The sequence below is a fragment of the Streptomyces sp. NEAU-YJ-81 genome, assembly GCF_017592595.1.
Lineage (GTDB): Bacteria > Actinomycetota > Actinomycetes > Streptomycetales > Streptomycetaceae > Streptomyces > Streptomyces hygroscopicus_B.
In genome coordinates, this window is the sequence record NZ_JAGFNO010000023.1 from 131,688 (window position 1) to 154,045 (window position 22,358).

The following is a 22,358-nucleotide window of genomic DNA, read 5'->3' on the forward strand; positions in this document are numbered from 1 at the left end:
CTCCGGACAATTCCACTGCGAGAATATGACGGCATTCTACCGTGCCGGAGTCTCGTTCCCTCCAGAGGCCAGGGTGTGGTGGCTGACGTTCTCCATCGCGTTCGGCTCCATGATCGCGCACATCATGAGCGACTCGGCCTGCATCGTGATGATCCCGCTGGGCGCGCGGGCCTGCCGGGCCGTGGGCCGCAGCCCGGTGCTCGGCCTGATGGTCGCCTACGCGTCGACGGCCATCAGCTGGACACCCGAGGACGACGCGGCCGCCGACCGGCTCTTCGACACCACCGCCCAGGGCGAGGCGTCCCAGCACAGCGGGCCGACCGGCGAGGCCCCCTCCTCATTCACCTTGAGCACCGTCGAGAAACGCGCCATGAGGCTGTCCGGCGCGATGCTCGCGCTCTACATCAACGCAATGCACCATTTCGTTTGAGAGCCGCGCCGTGGTGTGACCCACATGAAAGCGGCTACGCCGGAACCGTTTCGACGAGCCGGCGCGCCGCGTCCCGGGCGGGCGCCTCCAACAGGGCGTGACCCGCGCGGAATGTCTCCTCCGCCCGGGCCGCGGGCCAGTCCGTCGGCAGGTGCCGTACGGGCAACCGATGCGCCGCTCGCCGTCACGGAGGATCGCCTCCGAGCGCTCGGTGAGTCCGACCTAGGTCCGCCGGCCCTCACGTCGTCGGCGGGCCGGGCGGCGGTCGTGGCCCGACGCCCGGCGGGCGAAGCATCAGGCGAGCCTGTTCCCGGCGACGCGCAGCAGGAGCGTGTGCAGCGTCTCCCGCTCGGCGGGGGCGAGCGGGGCGAGCAGTTCGTCGGTCACATCCTGACCCGCCTGATCCGTGTCCTGGAGGAACGCGCGGCCGTCCTCGGTGAGGACGACGATGCGACTGCGGCGGTCGTCGGGGGCGGGGCGGCGCTCGGCGAAGCCGAGCTTCTCCAGGTCGTCCACCAGGCCGACGATCGCGCTCGGGTCATAGCCGAGCCGGGTGCTGAGCTCTCGCTGCAAGGCGCCTTCGCAGGTGGCGAGGAAGCGCAGCACGGCGTAGTGCCGCAGCCGCAGCCCCGACTCCTGGAGGAAGGTGTTGAAGAGCTGACCGGAGCGCAGACCCAGGCGGTAGAGCAGATAGCCCGTGTCCGCGTGGAGTGCCCGCATCCATGGTTCGTCCGCGTCGATGGGGTGCGGGTCGTCGGTGTGCCGGCGGGTGATGGCGGGCTCCCTGGTCTCGGCCCCGGGGCGCCGGTCTCGGCTCCCCGGAAGGGTTGGTCTCGTGTGCAGAGTCCAGCATGACGCACCCGAGGCAAACAACAACTGTTGACGTCAACAATTATTGTGCTTAGCTTCGATCTCGATGCCGCACCCCGCGCCGGACCGGCGCACCCCATGCGAAGGGACTCGCTCGTGCCCACCATCGATCTGACCGGCAAGGTCGCCGTCGTCACCGGTAGCGGCCGGGGCCTCGGCCTCGCCTACGCACAGGCCCTCGCCGCCCACGGCGCGTCCGTGGTCGTGAACGACGTCGACGAGGACGCGGCCGGACAGGCAGTCAAGTCCATCACCGAGGCCGGCGGTACCGCCGTGGCCGAGGTGGTCCCCGTCGGTACCGCCGAGGCCGCCGACCGGCTGGTGGGCCGTGCCGTCGAGGAGTTCGGCCGACTCGACGTCCTGGTCACCAACGCGGGCATCCTGCGCGACAAGGTGCTGTGGAAGATGACCGACGAGGACTTCGACGCGGTCATCACCACCCACCTGAGGGCCACCTTCACCTGCGCCCGCGCCGCCGCCGTACGCCTGCGCGAACAGGGCGAAGGCGGCACGGTCGTCCTCGTCGGCTCCCCGGCCGGGCAGCGGGGCAACTTCGGCCAGACCAACTACTCCGCCGCCAAGGCCGGAATCGCCGCCATGGCCCGCACCTGGTCCATGGAACTGTCCCGCGCGAGCATCACCGTCAACGCGATCGTGCCGGTCGCCGCCACCGCGATGACCGAGACCATCCCTGCCCTCGCCCCGTATGCGGAGGCCCTCAGGAACGGCCAACCACTGCCGGACTTCCTGCGCAAGGGAGAGGGATTCGGCACACCGGAGGACTGCGCCGCCCTCGTCCCCTTCCTGGCCTCCGACGCCGCCCGCGGCATCACCGGCCAGTGCATCGGCATCGGCGGCGACAAAGTGGCGCTCTGGTCGCATCTGCAGGAGATCCGGGTCGCCTACGCCGACGGTGGCTGGACCTCCGACGCCCTGGCCGATGCCTGGCCCACGTCGGTCGGCGCCGAACCGCAGACGGTGGGTATCCCCGCGCCGAAGATTCCGGAGGCGTGATGCACCTTCAGGATCTGGTCGCCATCGACGTCCACACCCACGCGGAGGTGTCCGCCAAGGGCCACTCCTCCCTGGACGACGACCTGCACGACGCCTCCTCCGCCTACTTCAAGGTCGAGGGCAACCGGAAGCCCACACTCGAGGAGACGGCCGCCTACTACCGGGAGCGGCGGATGGCCGCCGTCATCTTCACGGTGGACGCGGAGTCCGCGACCGGCACCGAGCCCGTCCCGAACGAGGAGGTCGCCGAGGCCGCCGCCGCCAACGCGGACGCCCTCATTCCGTTCGCCTCCATCGACCCCTTCCGGGGCAAGGCCGGCGTGCGGCAGGCCCGGCGGCTGGTCGAGGAGTACGGCGTGAAGGGCTTCAAGTTCCATCCCAGCGTCCAGGGCTTCTTTCCCAACGACCGCTCGGTGGCGTACGGCCTGTACGAGGTGATCGAGGAGACCGGCACCATCGCGCTCTTCCACACCGGCCAGACCGGCATCGGCGCCGGTGTTCCCGGCGGGGGCGGCATCCGCCTCAAATACTCCAACCCGCTCCATGTGGACGATGTGGCCGCCGACTTCCCGCAACTGAAGATCATCCTGGCGCACCCGTCGTTCCCCTGGCAGGACGAGGCCCTGGCGGTGGCGACCCACAAGCCCGGCGTGCACATCGACCTGTCGGGCTGGTCCCCGAAGTACTTCCCGCCGCAGCTCGTGCAGTACGCCAACACGCTGCTGCAGGACAAGGTCCTCTTCGGTTCGGACTTCCCGGTGCTCACCCCTGACCGATGGCTGGCCGACTTCGAGAGGCTCTCCATCAAGGACGCGGTCAAGCCGAAAATCCTCAAGGAGAACGCGGCCCGCCTGCTCGGGCTGACGCAACCATGAGAGGTGCCAGATGCGCAACGAGGGACTGGGGTCGTGGCCCGCACGCCGGGCCCGCAAAACCCCGCACCGCACGGCCCTGATCCACGGCGAGCGGTCGACCGACTACCGCACCCTGCACACACGCACCACCCGCCTCGCCCACGCCCTGCGCGCCCGAGGCATCGGACGCGGCGACCGCATCGCCCACCTCGGCCCCAACCACCCCGCCTATCTGGAGACCTTGTTCGCCGCCGGCCTCCTCGGCGCCGTCTTCGTCCCCCTCAACACCCGCCTCGCCGCCCCCGAGATCGCCTACCAGCTCGCCGACTCCGGCGCCAAGGCCCTCATCCACGGCCCCGCACACGCCGGGCTCGTCGCCGCACTGCCCACCGGCACCGAGATACGGACCTACCTCGAGATCGGCGACGCATACGAACAGGCCCTGGCAGCCGCGTCGGCCGAGCCGATCGACGAACCGGTCACCCCCGACGACGCCTGCGTCATCATGTACACCTCGGGGACGACCGGCCGCCCCAAAGGCGCGATGCTCACCCACGCCAACGTCACCTGGAACGCCGTCAATGTCCTGGTCGACCACGACCTGTTCGCCGACGAACGCGCCCTGGTATCCGCCCCGTTGTTCCACACCGCCGGCCTGAACATGATCACCTTGCCGGTACTGCTCAAGGGCGGCACCTGCGTCCTGGTGGAGGCCTTCGACCCGGAGACGACCCTCGACCTGATCGGACGGCACCGCATCACCTTCATGTTCGGAGTGCCGACGATGTTCGACCAGATGGCCCGGCATCCCCGCTGGGCCGACGCCGACCTGTCCTCGCTCCGCATCCTCACCTGCGGCGGATCACCGGTGCCGACCCCGCTCATCGCCGCCTACCAGAAGCGCGGGCTCACCTTCCTCCAGGGCTACGGCATGACCGAGGCCGCGCCCGGCGCACTCTTCCTGGACGCCGAGCACGCCGCCGGCAAGGCGGGCTCGGCGGGCGTACCGCACTTCTTCAGCGACGTACGGGTCGTACGGCCCGACCTCACCCCGGTCGACACCGGCGAGACCGGCGAGACCGGCGAAGTGGTGGTGCGCGGACCACATGTGATGTCCGGCTACTGGGAACTGCCCGAGGAGACGGAGGCCGCCTTCGCGGACGGCTGGTTCCGCAGCGGGGACGCGGCCCGGGTCGACGAAGACGGATACGTGTACATCGTCGACCGGATCAAGGACATGATCATCTCTGGTGGGGAGAACATCTATCCCGCCGAGATCGAGGACCTTCTCCTCACCCACCCGGGCATCGCCGAGTGTGCGGTGATCGGTGTACCGGACGACACATGGGGCGAGGTGCCCCGCGCGGTCGTCGTCCCGGCAGCGGGCACCGAACTCGATCCGGGCGAGGTGCTGGCATCACTGTCCGGGCGGCTCGCCAAGTACAAGATCCCCAAGTCCGTGGTCATCGCGGACGAACTACCGCGCACCGCCTCCGGGAAACTCCTCAAGTCCCGGGTCCGCCACCACTACGGCACCCCAAGCCCTCAACAGAAAGCCGACTCATGAGCATCACCGTCAACGGCCTGGACGAACTGAAGAAGCTCGCCGGCAGCGACCTCGGCACCAGCGAGTGGATCGAGGTCGCACAGGACCGCATCGACACCTTCGCCGAGGCCACCGGCGATCACCAGTGGATCCACACCGACCCGGAGCGAGCGGCTCAGGGCCCTTTCGGCGCGCCGATCGCGCACGGCTACCTCACCTTGTCCCTGTTCATCCCCCTCTTCACCCAACTGCTGGACGTGCGGGGCGTGACCACCAAGGTCAACTACGGCCTGAACAAGGTGCGTTTCCCCGCGCCGGTGCGGGCCGGATCCCGCCTGCGGCTCGCCGCCCGGCTCACCTCGGTCGAGGACGTACCCGGCGGCGTCCAGATCACCGTCGACGGCACGATCGAGGTGGACGGCGGCACGAAGCCCGCGGCCGTGGTGCAGAGCCTGTCCCGCTTCTACGTCTGACCCGCCGCAATCTGCAGATGACGCGGTCCGGGCGTGCGGGCAACAGGTCCTTGGCGTGCGTGATGTCGAGGCAGTGCGCGGCGAGCGCCGCGCCCACGATCCGCTCGCCCCGGTCAGGGCCGCGGATGAGCGTCGTGGGTGAGGAGCGCGAGCTGGACGCGGTTGTCCAGGTCCAGTTTGGCCAGGGCGCTCGAGAGGTGGGCCTTGACCGTGCCGAGGGACAGGTGCAGGCGGGTGCCGATGTCGGTGTTGGACAATCCCTCGGCAACCGCCTCGGCAACCTCGCGCTCCCGTGCGGTGAGCAACGCCAACCGCTGCCGGGCGTGTTCGGCCCGGTCGTCCGGTCCGGCCGCCGCATGCTCGATCAGAGCGCGCGCGGCGGACGGCGACAGTGCGGGCTCACCGCGAGCGGCCCGGCGTACCGCGGCGACGATCTCCTCGGGCGCGGTGTGTTTGGCGAGGAACCCGGCGGCGCCCGCGCGCATCGCCTCCAGGACCAGGCGGTGTTCGTCGAAGGTGGTCAGCACGATCACCTGCGGGGCCTTCGTGCCGTCGCGGGTGAGTGCGCGAGTGGCCTCGAGGCCGTCCATGACGGGCATCCGGATGTCCATGAGGATCACATCGGGCTCGTGTTCGCCGACGGCGGCGGCTGCCTGGGCACCGTCGGCCGCCTCCGCCACGACCTCGATGCCGTCCGCCCCGCGCAGCATCATCTTCAGCCCGGTCCGTACCAGGGGGTCGTCGTCGGCCAGCAGCACTCGGATCATGGCGTCACCTCGCGGACCACGGTAGCCGGGCGCACAGGGTGAAGGTGCCGTCGGCAGCCGTGTGGTCGAGGGTGCCGCCGTCGAGACGGACGCGTTCGGCGAGCCCGGTCAGACCGGCGCCGGTGCCCGGGATCACCTCGTCGGCGCCGGGAGAGGCGGGCAGCTCATTGCGGACCTCCACGGTGAGGCCGCGGCCCGGACCACCGGCCAGGCACACGCTGACCGGTGCGCCGGGCGCGTGCTTGCGGGCGTTGGTCAGGCCCTCCTGGGCCACGCGGTAGACGGTGCGGTGCAGTTGCCACCGCAGCTCGTGGACGGCGTCGGCGGTCAGCTCGGGGCGGAAGTCCACCGGCTGCCCCGTGGCGCGGGCATCCGCGACGAGAGAGCCGATGTCCTCGATCCGTGGCAGCAGCGACACCGGCTCGCCACCGCCCTCCGCCCGCAGCAGGTGCAGCACCTCCTGCAGTTCCTCCACGGCCTCGTGCGCGTTCCCCCGGATCACCTCGACGCTCTCGGCGACCTCGACGCTGTTGAGCGCGGGTCCGGCACCGACTTGCGCCTGCCGGGTGCGGTAGGCCAGCGCGCCCGCGTGCACGGAGAGCAGGGAGATGCGGTGCGCCAGCACATCGTGCATCTCACGTGCGATGGCCTGGCGTTCGCCGCGGCGGACGTCGGCGAGCCGGCGCTCGTGTTCGGCCCGGGCCCGCTCGGCGTCCACCCGCAGCCGCTGGAGGAGCAGCCGCCGGGAACGCAGGGCATGGCCCCAGGCGAAGGTGGCCAGGAGGTAGGCCAGGCAGAACACGGCATCGACGAACAGGTCCGCCCCCCGCCCGTACAGCAGCAGGCCGGAGGGCACCATGCACACCACGTACGCACCGAGCGTCAGCAGTGCCTGCCGCCAGCGGAGGCGAAGCGTGAAGTTGGTGACGATCACCGCGCCCGCGGGCAGCGCGCTGGTCGACAGCGCCACCGCGGGCAGCCCGATCAGGGCCACGGCGAGCGGGAAACGGCGCCGCCACCACAGCGCGAGGCAGGCCACAAGCCCCAGCAGCGGGTCCAGTTCCGCCGCCCGGCCCGACAGCTCGCCCTGTTCCTTCACCACGCCGAGGACGACCATGCCGAGGAAGACGGCCGCGCAGAAGAGCACCGCGTCCACCGCCCAGTCGCGCCAGGTGCGCCCGGCCGGGAGGACGGGGTCGAGGCCGTTGGTCATAGGGGTGAGGGTATGCGGACCACGGAGGGCGGCAGTATCGGCCCATCGGCCGGATTGGCCTTGGCCATGTGGCAGAGGCGGGTGGCGCCGCCTGTCACTTCGGCGCCCGGGTCCTGGCCCGGAAGGGCAGGTCAGGCTCGTTCCTTCGGCGATGGCGGCCGGTCTTTCGTTCTGTCTCCTGGTAGACCATCGGCGCATGGTGCCCGCTCCGGTGGTCCTGCAGGCTGCTTCCATCCGGAAGACGGGAGAGAACGAGATGGGTGCAACCCAGGTCAGCAGGGCGAGGTTTCTGCGGTTGGCGGGGGCCGTCGCAGTCGGCGCGGCACTGCCCGCCGGGCAGGCGGCCGCGACGGGGTGGCGAGACAGGCCGCATGCCACGGCCGATCGGGGGCGGGCTGGGGACTCAAGGGTGGGCGGCGTGCGCTATCGCGGAGTCGTCTACGAAGTGGGGCAGGGCGAGACACCGGCGACGGGATGGAGCGCGGCTCGTACCCGGGCCGATCTGCGGTCCATCCGCCGCGAGCTGCATGCCGACACGGTGAAAGTCACCGGCGATGGCGTCGAACGCCTCACGCGCACCGCGGCCGAGGCGGCCGAGAACGGTCTGCACGTCTGGCTGGAGCCGACGCTGGGGGACGTGCCTGCCCACGACATCCTCGACCACCTCGCGGAGACCGGACGGTTCGCAGAACGGCTGCGCAGGCAGGGCGTGCGGGTGCACCTGAACGTCGGCTGTGAGTTCATGCTGTTCGTTCCCGGAATCGTGCCCGGCGCCACCGCGGTCGAACGGATCGACAACTTGGTCAAGGGCAACTACGACCCGGTGAAAACGGCCCAGCGACTGCGCCGCTTCACCGCACGGGCCGCCGCCGTCGGCCGCTCGGTCTTCCACGGCCCCCTGTCCTATGGCGCCGCGCAGGACGAGGACGTGGACTGGGACTTGTTCGACCTGGTGTGCATCGATTACTACGGCTGGTATCCGAACCGCTCCGGGCACGTCCGCGAGCTGCGCACGTACCAGCGTCACGGCAAGCCGCTCGCGATCACCGAGTTCGGCTCCTGCACCTTCGAGGGTGCACCGCGCCTGGGCGGCATGGCCTGGGACGTCGTCGATTACGCCACGACGCCACCGCAGGTGAAGAAGGGACTGGTGCGCAGCGAGCACACCCAGGCCGCATACCTCACCGACGTGCTCGGCGTGTTCGAGTCGATGAACCTCTACGCGGCCATGGCCTATACCTTCCTCACGCCCGACGCCCCACACCGCCGCGAGCAGCAACTCGACCTGGACATGGCCGGCTACAGCCTGGTGAAAGTGATCCGGGACCGCCCGGCGGATCCGAATTCTCCCTGGCACTGGGAACCCAAGGAATCATTCGGAGCCCTGGCCGACGCGTATGCCCGCAACCAATGGCATCTCCGCCCAGGCCAAGGCCAACCGCCCGCCCATCAGAGGGAACTGACACAGCGGTAGGCTGCGGCGGCGGTTCGTCCCAGCTGAACTTTGGAGTAGTCGATGAAGGCCTTCCGGTACGTGGCGAAGGGCGCCCCGCTGCAGGGTGCCGAACTGGCGGACCCGGTAGCCGGCCCGGGCTGGGTCGTGGTGGACGTCGAGGCCGCCGGACTGTGCCACTCCGACGTCCATGTGATCGACGGCATGATCGAGCCCATCGTCCGACCGCCCTTCACGCTCGGCCACGAGGTCGCGGGCACCGTCTCCGCCCTCGGCGAGGGGGTGGAGGGCTATGCGACAGGCGACCGCGTGGCCGTCGCGATCATCGCGCACCCGGAGGTCAAGGCGTCCTACGCGCCGGGCATCGGCGTCGACGGCGGCTACGCCGAACGCCTGGTGGCCCATGCCTCCACCCTCGTCCCCCTGCCCGACAACGTCTCCACGGTCGATGCGGCCGTCGCCACGGACTCGGTCGTCACCGCCTACCATGCGGTCCGCACCGAGGCTCGGGCCAAACCGGGGGATGTGATCGCTGTCGTCGGCCTGGGCGGCCTCGGCCTCAATGGCGTCCGTACGGGAGTGATCGCGGGGGCCACGGTCTACGGCGTGGACATCAACCCCGACACCTTCGAGGCAGCCCGCGCGGCGGGCGCCCGCGAGTGCTTCACCGACGTCACCGCGCTGGCGGACCTGCGACCCGACGCCATCGTCGACTTCGCGGGCGTCGGCTCCACCACGTCCGACGCGATCGATGCCGTACGCCGCCTCGGCCGCGTGGTCGTCGTCGGGCTCGGCACGAGGACCACGACCTTCTCCAACGGCAGCCTCGTCCGCAAAAGCGTGGAACTCCGCGGCTCCTACGGCGCCAGCAAGGACGAATACCGCCAGGTCCTCGGCTTCATCGCGGAGGGCCGGATCACCCCGATCGTGGAAGAGATCCCCTTCGCCGACCTCAACGAGGGCCTGGACCGACTCCGCCACGGCAAGGTCCGGGGCCGCCTGGTCACCCGCCCGGGGGCTGACCCGGCCTGACAGTGTGCGGTTGCGGGGGGGAGCTGTCCCGCCTGCTCAGTCCCGACGACGAGGGCGTCAGGTGGCCAGGTCCGATTCCCTCCGCGCCCTGGCGTGGCCGAAGGACCATGCGCCCAGGCCCGCCAGCACGGCCGCCCCGAGTCCGTACAGCGGCAGCCACCGGGTCGTGGTGGATGCCAGGCAGTCGGCGATGGCCTCATGGCTTTGGCTGTCCCGCGCGTAAGCCAGGGCGGCACGGTCGCGACCGGCGAGGTTCGCCAGCGAGGCCTCCGTCCGCAGGCTCGCGTACTGGCCCAGCCGCTGACACCCGCTGCGGGTGCCTGACATCGGAAAGAGCCATGCCGAGCGCTGCAGCACCGGGGCCAGCGCGATCGCGGCGCACAGGCCCACCACCAGGGAGTATGCGACCAGATTCGATACGTACGTGGAGCGAAGGCCGGGCGTCCACGGTGGCAGGCGATGGAAGGTGAGGATCACCGCGAGAAGCGTCACTCCGATGTATGCCGCGAACCACTCCCAGGAGCCCTCCGCGAGTGCGAACGTCAGCACGGCGGCGAGCCCGATGCCAATGACCCCTGACTGGGCGGGGGCGCCATGGACGCCTTTGCCGACCGATGTGGCCTTCCGGGCCTCCTGAGCGTGGAGGTCGTCCACGGTCTCTCCTCCTCGTCCGAGGTTCACCAGTGTTCGCGCAGATCGCACCTTCGTGCCTGACGCCATGCCGGACCGGACCGGGAGCCCGCCCGGTTGGCGGGTCTGCTTGAGGAGGCCCACCAGCTCTGCCGGGGATCTCGCCAGCCCTGCCTCCGATGGGCCCCCGGCGCGCCGTACACGCCGGCGCGCCGGGGGTTCCTCACCTCATCGGTCCTTGGCCAGGGCGACGAGCTCGGCGAACAGGCCCCCCGCGCCGGACAGCTCCTCGTATCCGCCCTGCTCGATCACGCGCCCCTCGCGCATGACCAGGATGCGGTCGGCCAGGCGGGTGTTCTCGAGCTGGTGCGTGACGACGATGGTCATGCGCTCGGCGGCAATGCGCTTGATCTCCAGGAAGATCTGGTGCTCGCCTCGCGGGTCCATCTGCGAGGTGGGTTCATCAAGGATGAGCAGCGGTGTCCGCCGGTACAGGGCGCGGCCGCACACGAGCCGTTGCCACTGGCCGCCGGACAACTCGGCCCCGCCGAAGAGTTCACGTGCCAGGAGCGTGTCGAGCTGCCGGGGAAGTTTCTCGACCGCCTCCCGCATGCCGACGGCGTCGACGGCTTGCCACACCGGTTCGTCGTCGAAGGTCTTCGGCTGTCCCAGGGTGATGTTCTCGCGGGCGCGCAGGGGCCAGCAGGCGAAGTTCTGCGGGACCAGCGCGGTGCGCTTCCACACCGCGTCGGGGTCCGCCTGGGCCAGGTCGGTGCCGTCCCACAGGACGCGGCCCTTGTCGGCGAGCAGGATGCCGGTGATGAGTTTGGCCAGGGTGGACTTCCCCGAGCCGTTCTCCCCCACGATGGCCAGGATCTCGCCGCGGCGCAGGGTGAGCGAGACGCCGTCGACGGCGGGTTCCTCCTTGCCGGGGTACTGGTAGACCACCTCGTCGAGCCTGATCTCGTCGACGCGCTCCGGAATCGTCAACTCGCCTCGTTTCGGGGCACGTTCGTCGGCCATGTCGAGGAAGGACCGCATATCGGCGAGGTACAGGGAGGTGTGAAACATCGCCGCGCCGTGGATCACGAACTGCGAGAGGGCGGCCAGCGTGGTCTGGACGGCGACCACCGCGGTGGCCGCGACCGGGAGCGCGACCCGGCCGGTGGTGGCCAGCCACGCGAGGGTGGCCCAGGTGCACAGCAGGAAGAATCCGCCCAGGGTGCTGGTCGCCAGGGTGATGCGCAGCATGCGGGGTGCGGCGGTGAGGACGCGCTGGTCGATGCGGTCGGACAGGGCGCGGTACCAATAGATGAGGTAGCCGGTCATCCCGTTGGCGCGGACCTCGTCGCCGTAGCGGGAGTAGGTGGCCCACCAGCGCATCATGGAGCGCACATTGCGGTCGCCGACGTTGAGGTAGTGGGTCTCGTAGTCGACGCGCGCGGACAGCACGGCGCCGACGCCGGCCGGGAGCACGGCGAGCAGGAGCAGCGGGAGCATCAGCCAGTGGAGCGCGGTGATGACGCCGCTCGCGGCGATCATGCGGACCAGGGCGGCCATCAACCGCTGTGCGTCCTGGACCATCATCCGGGTGCGGGTGACGCCGACCTCGGCGGCCTCGTGCCGGTCGGCGAATCCGTCCTCGCCGTACGCGGAGGCTTCGACGCGGCATACGGCGGAGACGAGCGCGACGTCCGCCTCGGTCATCAGCAGGGGGGTGATGCGCCCGTCGGCGTAGGAGGACAGTGCGCCGCTGATTCGGCCAAGGCCCGCGGCGGCGGTCACGACGATCAGGGCGGGCAGGGCGGCGTGCAGGCGTTCGGACACGGTGCCGGTGCCGAGGATGTGGGTCATGGCCTGCGCGGTGAAGGTGAGGACGATGGCGGCCGCGGCGCCGGTGAGGAACTGGCAGACGAGCAGGAGCACGACGCCGGGTTTGTCGACGGCCCAGGCCATCCGCGCGGTGTGCCCGAGCACGGCGGGCAGGCGCCGGCACATCGCCCTGAAATTGGCCTCGGCCAGCGGATTCTTGCCGTGCTGGCCTTCGAAGGTGATGGTGGCCGGGGGTGGAGGAGGTGGCGTCTTCGCGTGTGCGGTCGAGGTGTCGGTCATCGTCACCTGCATCCCTCCTGGGGGTTGGTGCCGCGCCTGGATGGCTCGGCAGTGCACGGCATAACGACGCGGAGAGGGAATCGAACGCGCTCGATTCCGGACGTGCTGGAGCCCTTGAGCCGCAAGGGGGCGAGTGTGCGGTCGCCGTGGCAGCGCCGCCGTGCGGTACCGATGGTTGGCCGAAACGCCGATCTCCGAGACGCATGGGACGTACGAGGTTTCGGCGCTTCCACCGGGCCCGGTCCGGGAAGTCCCGGCCCCGACCTCGCCGACCGGGGCGCCGACCGGGGCGCCGACCGGGCTCTACGGTCGCTTTGTCGGGACCGGCTGAAGTGCCGGCCAGCGAGTGAGCATGTGTTGGCGCATGCCGGTGGTGAGGCGGCCCACGCCGCTCAGAGAGGTGTGATCGGCGGTCAACTTGCTGACGACACCGAGCCGGTGGACGAGCCGTTGCCGGGCTGTCGCCGTGCCCCACTTCCAGTCCCGTTGCGGAATCCGGGCCAGATGGTCATCGCTTTCGCGGCGTGCCCGCTCGACCAGCGCGTCGCCGCGGAGCAGCCAACCGGCGCACGCGTCGGCAAGACCGTCCTGGGTCTCGGTACCGGTCGCGGTGCGCCACGCCGTGCGGTAGGCGCGCTCGGCCCGCTCCAGCAGCGACTCGGACGCCGAAGTGACACACCAGCAGGTCGGGAAGCCGATACGCAGATAGGCCAGCTCCATCAGACCGCTGCCCAGTGACGCCTGCTCGAAGTCGATGAATCTGATCCCCGTGGCGGTGTGGAGGTCATTCCCGGGACAGGGATCCCCGTGGAGCAGGGCATGGCCGGGTGCCTGGTCGAGTCGGTTCACGAGGTCATCGAGTTCATCGGAAACACCGGGGGTAACAGGAACCTGGAGCGCCACGGCCAGCCCGAGGAAGGAGTCGATGTCGGCCCGGTTCGGGCCTTGCCATCGCGGAAGTTTCCCGGAATCCTCCGGACGGGCGGTGGCGTGCAGCCGCGCCAGAGCGGCCGCGTAGCCGACGATCCAGTCGCCGGCCGGGCGTCGGTGATCCAGATGCTCCAGCACCAGCACCCGCTCGCCGGAATCGGTGGCAAGCAGCGCGGGCACGATGGGCGTTTCGGCTCGGGCGGCGAGCCGCAGGGCGGCCACCTCGCGGGCGTATCGCTCGTCGGCATCGGGGCCGTCGACGATCTGCTTCACCACCGCCGATGTCCCCGGCAACTCAACGCGCCACACCCGCGAGCGCGGGCTGCTGCCCAGCCTGCGAGAGCTCCTGGGTGATCCCAGCTCGGCCCGTAACTCGTCCCCGAACGCCAGTCGTGACCGCATGGGCTGATCCTTCCACGCGGCCGAAACAAGCGTGTGGCTACGGCGGGCAACGGGCCGTCCTGCGTCAAGCGCCGTGTGGAGCAGGCGCCCCGAGACGAGGAACGCGACGACCTCGGCCACTTCCTCGGAAGCGAGGGCCGGCCCAGCGGAATGACTCCCGGGAACTACCGGCGACAGCGCGGAAGCGCGCGTGGCGACCTCGCCGTGGGGCCTTCGAGCGCCACGTAGGAGCCGCCTCCGGTCGGGTCAGGCCGCCCCGACGAGGAACCGCGCATGATCCACCGCGATGCGCTGCGCGGCCCGGACGAAGGCGGTGATCTCCGGCCGGGCTGTGTGCTCCAGCCAGCCCAGGGCCAGCGTCGTAACGGGCAGGTCCGTCACGGGGACAGCGCACACCTCTCGCGTCAGGCGCTCGCCGGCCGCGGATCCCACGACGGTGATGAGACGCCCCACCGTCACCCGGTCGAGAATCTCGTCAAGCCCCATCGGCGGGCACTGCTCCTGGTAGGCAGGGTTCTGACGGCGCACGCTCGGGGCCGAACCGGTCACCTACGGCCACGGTGCCGCCGAACACGTCCGCGAACTCGCACCCGATGGCGTGGACGCGGTCCTGGACACCGTCGGCGGCGGCCTGCTCACGGCGACAGCACACGCCGCGGCACCCGGCGCACGCGTGGCGTCCATCGCCGACATCGGTGCACCGGGCGTCACTCCGGTCTTCTGCCGCATGGACCGCGCGGACCTCACGGCGCTGGTGGAGCTCGCCGAGGCCGGAAAGCTCCACATCCGGATCGGCGCCACCTACCCGCTGGAACACGCGGCTGAGGCGCAGCGTGCCCTGGCCGCCGGTGGAACCCCGGGCAAGATCGTCATCACCGTCGGCTGACGTACCTCCCCTTCAGGACCTGCCGTGCCCCCGGTACAGCTCCAGCTCGGAGTCGAGCTCGACGGCGAGGACCGTGGCGTGGTCGTCGAGGTCGGCGGCCTCGGGCGGGTCGATCCACAGCACGCCGGGGACTTCGTGAAGGCCTCCGATCACCTGGTGGCCGAGCTCGGTGCCGGTGCCGAGGACGGTCACCCGGCGTACGGGGGTCTTAAGGCCCCGTACGCCGATGGGCGAGCGCGGGATGTCGAAGACCGTCAGATAGAGGGTGCGGCGGTCGGCCGCGAGGGTGCTGGGGCCGTAGTGGTGCCCGGCGGGCAGGCCCGCGGCGGTGCCGTACACCGCGTCCGCGTGGCGGCCGATCCAGGCGCCCATTCCTTCGAGGCGCTCGACCTGCTCGTCCGGGATCGTACCGTCCTCCTTCGGGCCCACGGAGAGCAGCAGATTGCCGCCCGCGCCGATGGTCTCGGTGAAGTAGCGGATCAGCTGGGTCGTCGTCTTGTAGTTGTGGTCGTGGTGCTGGAAGCCCCATGAGTCGTTGAAGGTCAGGCACAGCTCCCAGGGCCCGGGGGGCGGCTCGATCGGCACGCCCTGCTCGGGGGTGGCGTAGTCGCCCTCGCTCAGCATGCGCGCGTTCAGCACGCAATCCGGGACCTCGGCGCGGATGAGCCGGGCCAGCTCGCGGATCCCCCACTGCTCCTCGGTGCGCTCCCACTCGCCGTCGAACCACAGGAGGTCGGGGCGGAAACGGGTGGTGAGCTCGTTCACCTGGCCGTCGCGGTAGGCGAGGTAGCGCGCCCAGGCGTCGAGGTCCTCCTCTTCCTTCGGGACCTCGGCGTACGGGTTGTTCTCCTGCTCGGGCGGCCGTCCCTCGTAGCGGGTGGAGGCGTAGTCGGGGTGGTTCCAGTCGCTGTGCGAGTAGTAGAGGCCGACCTTCAGGCCCTGTTCGCGCAGGGCTTTGGCATACGGGGCGATGAGGTCGCGGCCGGCCGGGGTGTGCCGGACCACGTTCAGATCGCCGAGGGCGGTGTCCCACAGGGCGACGCCGTCGTGATGGCGGCTGGTCAGCACGGCGTAGCGGGCTCCGGCGCGGGCGAAGAGGGCGGCCCATGCGCGGGGGTCGTACCGCGCCGCGGTGAACCCGTCGAGCTGCGCCATGTACGTCTCGTGCGGGACGTCGCCCTCGAAGAAGGACCAGGATTCCTGCACGCCGTCCACGGCGTAGATGCCCCAGTGGATGAAGATCCCGAACTTCGCGTCGGGGAACCACGGTCGCATGGCCATGGCGTCAGCTCCGCTTCAGCCGCAGGGTCAGGATCTGGAACGGGCGCAGACTCACCGTGACGTTGCCGTCCGCATCGGTCCTCGGCGCGTCCTGGACCTCGGTGAGCGGGCGTTCCAGCAGGTCGGTGACGGTGGCGCCGGTGTGGGAGAAGCCGGGGCGGAGGGTGGTGCGGGTACGGCCGCCGAGCGATTCGTAGAGCCGCACCACGACATCGCCCGAACGGTCGTCGGCGAGCTTGACCGCCTCGACGACGGCGGCCGGGCCGTCCGTGGTGACCAGCGGCGCCACGGCCGCGCCGGAGTCGGCGACGCGCAGCGGAAGGTTGAGCGCGTAGCCCTCGGCGATCGCGTCCTCGATGGTCGCGCCGGGCAGGAGGGCGTAGGTGAAGCGGTGGATGCCCTGGTCGGCCTCGGGGTCGGGCACCCGCGGGGCGCGCACCAGGCTGAGCCGGACGGTGGTCGTCGTACCGCCGGTGCCCTCGCCCCTCTCGTGGGTGGTGCGGGCCACGTCGTGCCCGTAGGTCGAGTCGTTGAGGACCGCCACGCCGTAGCCCGGCTCGGCGACATGCACCCAGCGGTGGCCGTACACCTCGAAGCGGGCCGCCTCCCAGCTGGTGTTGGTGTGGGTCGGGCGGTGGACATGGCCGAACTGGATCTCGGCGGTCGACCGGTCCGCGTGGATGTCGATGGGGAAGGCGGCCTTGAGGATCTTCTCGGCCTCGTGCCAGTCGATCTCGGTCGCGAAGTCGATACGGCGGCTGCCCGCGCGGACGGTGATGGTCTGGACGATGCGCGAGCGGCGGTCCTTGCCGAAGGCGCGCTCCACGCGCAGGGCGCCGAGCAGCGGGCCCTCCTCGGCGACGGTGACCGCGTCGGCGTCGAGCAGATCGGTCCAGCGCTGCCGGTAGTGCTTGTCGATGTCCCAGGCGTCCCAGTAGTTGGGCAGGTCGCTGTGGAGTCGCAGGAGGTTGCCCGCGGCGCCCGGGGCCAGGACCTCGCGGCCGGCCACCAGGTCCCGTACGGAGGCGAGCGTGCCGTCCTCGGCGAACTCGACCCTGACCAGGCCGTTGTCCAGGACGCGGCCGCCGGTGACGGTGACGGGCTCCGGGGTCTGGGCCGCGGTCAGCGGGGCGGCGCCGGACGCCGGCACCCGCGTGTAGACGGCGACGGTGCCGTCCGCCAGCGGCTGGCCTTCGGCCGTGCCCGCGGGGACGGCGACGACCTCGGCGCGCGGGCGGGGGCTCGTGTTGAACACCCGCGCACCGGATCCGGGCGCGGCGGCACCGCCCAGTGCCGCCACCGCCTGGGCCGTGAGTTCGGTCAGCTCCGCCGCCACCCGCGCGTACTCCGCCTCCGCCTCGCGGTGCACCCAGGCGATCGACGAGCCCGGCAGGATGTCGTGGAACTGGTGGAGCAGCACCGTCTTCCACAGCCGGTCGAGACGCTCGTACGGGTAGGGGCGGTCGGCGTGCAGCGCGGCGGCCGTCGACCACAGCTCCGCCTCGCGCAGCAGGTGCTCGCTGCGCCGGTTGCCCTGCTTGGTGCGGGCCTGCGAGGTGTAGGTGGCGCGGTGCAGCTCCAGATAGAGCTCGCCGGTCCACACCGGGGCGTCGGGGTATTCGGCCCGGGCGGCGGCGAAGAAGTCGTCGGGGTGCTCGATGACGACCTTCGCGGAGCCCTCCAGGTTGGCCAGCCGGCGCGCCCGCTCCATCATCTCGCGGGTGGGCCCGCCGCCCCCGTCGCCGTGCCCGAAGGGTGCCAGGGAGCGGGTGCCGCGCCCCTTGTCCTGGTAGTTGCGTACGGCGTGGGCCATCTCCTGGCCGGAGAACTCGGCGTTGTAGGTGTCCACCGGCGGGAAGTGGGTGAAGACCCGGGAGCCGTCGATGCCTTCCCACCAGAAGGTGTGGTGGGGCAGCTTGTTGGTCTGGTTCCAGGAGAGCTTCTGGGTCAGGAACCACTCGTTCCCCGCCAGCCTGGCCAGTTGCGGGAAGCACGCGTTGTAGCCGAAGGAGTCGGGCAGCCACACGCCCTTGGTCTCGATGCCGAACTCGTCCAGGAAGAAGCGCTTGCCGTGGATGAGCTGGCGGGCCAGGGCCTCGCCGCCGGGCAGGTTGCCGTCGGCCTCCACCCACATGCCGCCGACCGGCGCCCACTGCCCGTTGCGCACGGCCTCGTGGATGCGGTCCCAGACCTGGGGGTAGTGCTCCTTGACCCAGGCGTACTGCTGCGCCTGCGAGCAGGCGAAGATGAACTCCGGGTACTCCTTGGCGAGCGCCGTGACGTTGGAGAAGGTGCGCGACGTCTTGCGCTTGGTCTCGCGTATGGGCCACAGCCAGGCGGAGTCGATATGCGCGTGGCCGACGGCCGAGAGGGTGTGGGCGCTGGCGTTCGCGGGGCGCTCCAGGACACCGCGCAGGGCGTCGCGTACGTCGGTGGCGGTGCCGGAGATGTCGTCCAGGTCCAGCCGGTCCAGGGCGCGGTCGAGGGCGTGGGCGATCTCGTGGCGGCGGGGGTCGTGCTCGCTCAGCTCCAGCATCAGCTCGCGCAGCACGGTGAGGTCCAGGCCCAGGTGCCATACCTGTTCGTCCAGTACGGCCAGGTCGGCGCGGCCGAAGGTGTAGAGGGGGGCGCGGCCCGCGGTGAGCTTGTCGCCGAGCGGGGTGGGGCGGCTGAAGTCGTTCGCGAGGATGTCGGGGTTGGAGGCGGCCTCGATGAGGTACGAGATGTGCTCGCCGCCCTCGGCGGGGTGCGCCACCGGCACGTACTGGTTCTGCGGGTTGACCGCCTTGAGCGGGGCGCCGTCGGGGGTGTGGACCAGTGCCTCGGCCTGGTTGCCCGGCCAGTCGCCGACGAAGCCGAGGTCGAAGACGGCCTCGACGCGCTTGCCCGCCCACGCGGCGGGGACCTCGCCGTGCACCCTGAACCAGGTGGTGCCCCAGGGCGGGCCCCATGGGGTCCCGGTGGTGAAGGGCTCGTACGGCGCGCCTGCCGCCTCGGCGAAGGGCACCGGTTCGTCGGGCGCCTGCCATGCCTCGATCGTGAAGGGCACGGAGGCCGAGTGGGCGGCGGGCTGGATGCGCTGGGTGAGGACGCGCTGGACGCGGTCCTCGATGCGGCGGCGTTCGTCATGCATGGCGAGGGCTCCTACGGGCGGTTCAGGTAGGCGAGGCCGGGGTGTGCCGTGGTGTAGCCGTCGACGAGGCGGTGGGCGACGGCGACCGAGTCGACGAGGGGGTGGAGGGCGAACGCCTTGGCTGCGGTGGCGCGCGAGCCGCTGTCGGCGGCGTTCATGACCTCGCGCTCGACGGCCTTGACGGCGCACACCAGGCCGGTGGCGTGGCCGGGCAGCGGGTCGACGGAGACGGGGTGCGCGCCGCTCGCGTCCACCAGGCAGGGGACCTCGATGACGGCGTCCTCGTCGAGCGCGCCCAGCGTGGTGCGGTTGCGGACGTTGAGGATGAGGGTGGTGCGCTCGTCGCGGGCGATGGCGCGCATGAGGGCGAGGGCGACCTGTTCGTAGCCGCCGGACTCCAGGTCCGACTCGTCGCGCTCGCCGGCGCCCGCCGCCTCGCGGTTGGCCGCCATGTAGGTGGCCTCGCGCTCGGCGCGGGTGCGGTCCCAGGTCGCGAGCGCGGGGGCGTGGCCCTGCTCCATCACCTCGTAGAACCGCGCCTGCTGGTCGCGGAGGAAGGCGCCGCGGGTCTGCTCGGCCTCGCGGTAGGCGCGTACCGCTTCCCGGTTGAAGTAGTAGTAGTGCAGGTACTCGTTGGGGATCGCGCCGAGGGAGGCGAGCCACTCGGGGCCGAAGAGCTTGCCCTCCTCGAACGAGCCGAGAGCCTCGGGGTCGGCGAGCAGACGCGGGAGTTCGTCGCGCCCGGCGACGCGCAGGCCGCGCAGCCAGCCGAGGTGGTTCAAGCCGACGTAGTCGATCCAGGCGCGGTCCGGGTCGGCGCCGAGCGCGCGGGCGACGCGGCGGCCGAGGCCCACCGGCGAGTCGCAGATGCCGATGACCCGGTCGCCGAGGTGGCGGGACATGGCCTCGGTGACCAGGCCCGCGGGGTTGGTGAAGTTGATGACCCAGGCGTCGGGGGCCAGCCGGGCGACCCGCCGGGCGATGTCGACGGCGACGGGGACGGTGCGCAGCCCGTAGGCGATGCCGCCCGCGCCCACCGTCTCCTGGCCGAGGACACCGTGGTCCAGGGCGACGCGCTCGTCGGCGGCGCGGCCTTCGAGGCCGCCGACGCGGATCGCGGAGAAGACGAAGTCGGCGCCGCGCAGCGCCTCGTCGAGGTCGGTGGTGTGGGAGACCGTGGGCGCTCCCCCGGCCTCCGGCCGGGCGGTGCCTCCCGGGCCGGCCGCGGCCTGTTCGGCCAGGACCCGGGCGACGGCGCCCAGCCGGGCGGCGTCCAGGTCGTGGAGGGTGACATGGGTGACGCGGCCCGGGGAGCGGTCGGCGAGCAGCGCTCCGTACACGAGCGGCACCCGGAACCCGCCGCCGCCGAGAATGGTCAGCTTCACACCCGCACCACCTTTACTCCTGCCTGCTCGAACACCGAGCACGTGGCCGAGTCCGAGGGGGCGTTGGTCACTACTGCGTCGAGATCCTCGGGGCCGCAGACCTTGGTCATGCCGGTGCCGGGGAACTTGCCCGCGTCGGCGAGGAGCACCACCTGGTCACTGGCCGCTATCATCGCCCGTTTCACCGGGACCTCGATGACCGTGGTGTCCATGATCTGCCCGCTGGGACGGACGCCGCTGGTCCCCAGGAAGAGCCAGTCGGCGTGGAGCTGGCGGAGGTTGTCCTCGGTGAGGAATCCGACCAGGGAGCGGTATTCGCGCCGGAGCACTCCGCCGAGCAGCACCAGCTCCACGGCGGTGTCGTCGGCCAGCTCCTCGAACACCACCAGATTGCTGGTGATCACGGTCAGCCGTCGGCCGTGCAGTTGCCGGGCGAGCCGGTAGGCGGTGGTGCCGATGTCCAGCAGCACGGACTGTCCGTCCTCGATCATGTCCGCGGCCGCCACCGCCAGGGCGTCCTTCTCGGCCACGCGCACCCCGGCGACCTCCGCGAAGGGCTGGTCGCCCTCCTCTGCGACCGCGCCGCCGTGGACGCGGGTGAGCAGTCCCTCCTCCTCCAGCTTCAGCAGGTCGCGCCGGACGGTCGCGGCGGAGACGCCGAGCTGTTCGGATAGGTCGGTCACGGCCGCCGGGCCCCCGGACCGCAGGGCGCGGAGGATCATCTGATGTCGTCGTTCAGCCAGCACGGCGAGCAGCCTACTCGTCAATCTCAATCATTTCTATGCATCTGCGTGCACCCCTCTTGCCATTTTTGCGCAGAGCCCGCACGATCCTCTGCAATGCGCTGCACTTCTGCACACTTTTGACGAGAGGAGGAGCTCGTGGCCGAACCTCCCCCGCCCGGGGAACGGGCTCCCGACGCTGCGGGACCCGATGTCCTGGTGACCGGTCTGCTCTTCTACGACCTCGTGATGACCGGTCTCGGCCGCCCGCCGGCACCAGGTGAGGAGATCTGGACCAAGGGCATGGGCTGCGGCCCCGGCGGCATCGCCAACCTCGCGGTGGCCGCTGCCCGCTTCGGCCTCGCCACCTCGCTGGCCACCGTCTTCGGGGACGACTTCTACGGGGCGTACTGCCGCGACATCCTCGCCCGGCAGGAGGGCGTCGACCTCGCGCTCTCGCGCACGGCACCCGGCTGGAACACGCCCGTGACCGTCTCGCTCGCGCAGGGAGACGACCGCGCACTGATCACGCACGGCGAGGAACCCCCGTATCCGCAGGACGAGTTGATGGCGAGCGCCCCGGGGGCACGGGCGGCCATCGCGCACCTCGGCACCGAGCCCCAGACGTGGATCGCGAAGGCCGCCGCCGCGGGCACCAAGATCTTCGCGGATGTCGGCTGGGACCCCACGGGGGCCTGGTCCGGCGAGCTGCTCGACCAGCTCTCCCGCTGCCACGCCTTCCTGCCCAACGAGGGCGAGGCGATGGGCTACACACGCACCGACAGCGCGCGGGCCGCACTCGGCAAGCTCGCCGATATCGTGCCGGTCGCCGTCGTCACGCGCGGCCCGCACGGCGCCCTCGCCGTCGACCAGACGACGGGCGAGGCCGCCGAGGTCGCCGCGCTCGACATCGATGTCGTGGACGCGACGGGAGCCGGGGACGTCTTCGGCGCGAGCTTCACCGCCGCGACCCTCGCCGGCTGGCCGCTCGCCGACCGGCTGCGCTTCGCGGGACTGGCCGCGGGCCTGTCCGTCACGCGGCACGGCGGCGCGCTCGCCGCACCGGGCTGGCACGGCGTCGACCAGTGGTGGCGGACCACCGGCAGCCGCGACCCCGCGCTGCGGCGCACCTACGGATTCCTGGCGGACCGCATCCCCGAGGACCCCGGCCCCGCCCCGCACACCACACCCGTCACCCCCCACACCCTGTAATCGCAGTGCGTAC

Annotated in this window: 19 protein-coding genes and 1 pseudogene; 9 read left to right on the plus strand and 11 right to left on the minus strand. The window is 71.1% G+C overall.

Going from position 1 to position 22,358, the window contains the following annotated elements; genetic code table 11:
* Positions 1–25 precede the first annotated feature (25 nt).
* A complete protein-coding gene (locus J5X86_RS35660; RefSeq protein WP_208520809.1) occupies positions 26–430 on the plus strand; it encodes an AbgT family transporter in 405 nt (134 codons plus the stop codon).
* 294 nt (positions 431–724) lie between these two features.
* On the opposite strand, the gene J5X86_RS35665 is transcribed toward J5X86_RS35660, so the two are convergent.
* Entirely contained in the window at positions 725–1,150 is a 426-nt protein-coding gene (locus tag J5X86_RS35665) for a MarR family winged helix-turn-helix transcriptional regulator (RefSeq protein WP_208520810.1), read from the minus strand.
* Between the two features lie 246 nt (positions 1,151–1,396).
* On the opposite strand from J5X86_RS35665, the gene J5X86_RS35670 reads away from it, so the two are divergent.
* Genes J5X86_RS35670 through J5X86_RS35685 form a run of 4 tightly spaced genes read left to right on the plus strand, consistent with a single transcriptional unit; the run spans position 1,397 to position 5,187 of the window.
* Positions 1,397–2,314: an SDR family NAD(P)-dependent oxidoreductase gene (locus J5X86_RS35670; protein ID WP_208520811.1), complete on the plus strand. Its 918-nt coding sequence runs from the start codon at positions 1,397–1,399 to the stop codon at positions 2,312–2,314.
* Complete coding sequence (locus J5X86_RS35675) at positions 2,314–3,189, plus strand: amidohydrolase family protein (protein WP_208520812.1); 876 nt, start codon at positions 2,314–2,316, stop codon at positions 3,187–3,189. Before J5X86_RS35670 ends, J5X86_RS35675 begins: the two co-directional genes overlap by 1 nt.
* A gap of 10 nt (positions 3,190–3,199) precedes the next feature.
* Positions 3,200–4,735, plus strand: a complete 1,536-nt coding sequence (gene menE / locus J5X86_RS35680; RefSeq protein WP_208520813.1) for an o-succinylbenzoate--CoA ligase — start codon at positions 3,200–3,202, stop codon at positions 4,733–4,735.
* The gene (locus tag J5X86_RS35685; protein ID WP_208520814.1) at positions 4,732–5,187 is read left to right on the plus strand and encodes a MaoC family dehydratase; all 456 of its coding nucleotides are present in this window, start codon (positions 4,732–4,734) and stop codon (positions 5,185–5,187) included. The genes menE and J5X86_RS35685 overlap by 4 nt, the downstream gene beginning before the upstream one ends.
* 113 nt (positions 5,188–5,300) lie before the next feature.
* Here J5X86_RS35685 and J5X86_RS35690 read toward each other — a convergent pair whose 3' ends face one another.
* Both J5X86_RS35690 and J5X86_RS35695 read right to left on the minus strand, forming a co-directional pair.
* A complete protein-coding gene (locus J5X86_RS35690; protein ID WP_208520815.1) occupies positions 5,301–5,954 on the minus strand; it encodes a response regulator transcription factor in 654 nt (217 codons plus the stop codon).
* Positions 5,955–5,958: 4 nt separating this feature from the next.
* Entirely contained in the window at positions 5,959–7,167 is a 1,209-nt protein-coding gene (locus J5X86_RS35695; RefSeq protein WP_208520816.1) for a sensor histidine kinase, read from the minus strand.
* Between the two features lie 256 nt (positions 7,168–7,423).
* On the opposite strand from J5X86_RS35695, the gene J5X86_RS35700 reads away from it, so the two are divergent.
* Positions 7,424–8,641 carry an abortive phage infection protein gene (locus J5X86_RS35700; RefSeq protein WP_243982340.1) on the plus strand — a complete coding sequence of 406 codons (1,218 nt, stop codon included), beginning with the start codon at positions 7,424–7,426 and terminating at the stop codon, positions 8,639–8,641.
* Positions 8,642–8,683: 42 nt separating this feature from the next.
* Positions 8,684–9,652 carry a zinc-binding dehydrogenase gene (locus J5X86_RS35705; RefSeq protein WP_208520817.1) on the plus strand — a complete coding sequence of 323 codons (969 nt, stop codon included), beginning with the start codon at positions 8,684–8,686 and terminating at the stop codon, positions 9,650–9,652.
* A 57-nt stretch (positions 9,653–9,709) separates the two neighbouring features.
* On the opposite strand, the gene J5X86_RS35710 is transcribed toward J5X86_RS35705, so the two are convergent.
* The 4 genes from J5X86_RS35710 to J5X86_RS35725 all read right to left on the minus strand — a co-directional run bounded on the left by J5X86_RS35710 (position 9,710) and on the right by J5X86_RS35725 (position 14,275).
* Entirely contained in the window at positions 9,710–10,306 is a 597-nt protein-coding gene (locus J5X86_RS35710; RefSeq protein ID WP_208520818.1) for a hypothetical protein, read from the minus strand.
* Positions 10,307–10,510: 204 nt separating this feature from the next.
* The gene (locus J5X86_RS35715; RefSeq protein WP_208520868.1) at positions 10,511–12,394 is read right to left on the minus strand and encodes an ATP-binding cassette domain-containing protein; all 1,884 of its coding nucleotides are present in this window, start codon (positions 12,392–12,394) and stop codon (positions 10,511–10,513) included.
* Between the two features lie 303 nt (positions 12,395–12,697).
* Complete coding sequence (locus tag J5X86_RS35720; protein WP_208520819.1) at positions 12,698–13,726, minus strand: phosphotransferase family protein; 1,029 nt, start codon at positions 13,724–13,726, stop codon at positions 12,698–12,700.
* A 246-nt stretch (positions 13,727–13,972) separates the two neighbouring features.
* Positions 13,973–14,275 (minus strand): hypothetical protein, encoded by a 303-nt coding sequence (locus J5X86_RS35725; RefSeq protein WP_208520820.1) that lies wholly within the window; start codon positions 14,273–14,275, stop codon positions 13,973–13,975.
* Positions 14,276–14,315: 40 nt separating this feature from the next.
* Between J5X86_RS35725 and J5X86_RS35730 the strand changes: the two are divergent.
* Positions 14,316–14,612, plus strand: a pseudogene (locus J5X86_RS35730) (zinc-binding dehydrogenase); the annotation flags it as partial.
* Between the two features lie 12 nt (positions 14,613–14,624).
* Here the strand turns inward: J5X86_RS35730 and J5X86_RS35735 are convergent.
* From J5X86_RS35735 to J5X86_RS35750, 4 genes are read right to left on the minus strand one after another with little or no spacing between them, the layout of a single operon-like run.
* A complete protein-coding gene (locus tag J5X86_RS35735; protein ID WP_208520821.1) occupies positions 14,625–15,893 on the minus strand; it encodes an alpha-L-fucosidase in 1,269 nt (422 codons plus the stop codon).
* 4 nt (positions 15,894–15,897) lie between these two features.
* The gene (locus J5X86_RS35740; protein ID WP_208520822.1) at positions 15,898–19,026 is read right to left on the minus strand and encodes a glycoside hydrolase family 38 C-terminal domain-containing protein; all 3,129 of its coding nucleotides are present in this window, start codon (positions 19,024–19,026) and stop codon (positions 15,898–15,900) included.
* Positions 19,027–19,037: 11 nt separating this feature from the next.
* On the minus strand, positions 19,038–20,411 hold the full coding sequence (locus J5X86_RS35745; protein WP_078646378.1) for a 6-phospho-beta-glucosidase: 1,374 nt from the start codon (positions 20,409–20,411) through the stop codon (positions 19,038–19,040).
* Positions 20,408–21,157: a DeoR/GlpR family DNA-binding transcription regulator gene (locus J5X86_RS35750; RefSeq protein WP_208520823.1), complete on the minus strand. Its 750-nt coding sequence runs from the start codon at positions 21,155–21,157 to the stop codon at positions 20,408–20,410. The genes J5X86_RS35745 and J5X86_RS35750 overlap by 4 nt, the downstream gene beginning before the upstream one ends.
* Before the next feature lie 135 nt (positions 21,158–21,292).
* On the opposite strand from J5X86_RS35750, the gene J5X86_RS35755 reads away from it, so the two are divergent.
* Positions 21,293–22,345 carry a PfkB family carbohydrate kinase gene (locus J5X86_RS35755; RefSeq protein ID WP_208520824.1) on the plus strand — a complete coding sequence of 351 codons (1,053 nt, stop codon included), beginning with the start codon at positions 21,293–21,295 and terminating at the stop codon, positions 22,343–22,345.
* Positions 22,346–22,358 lie beyond the last annotated feature (13 nt).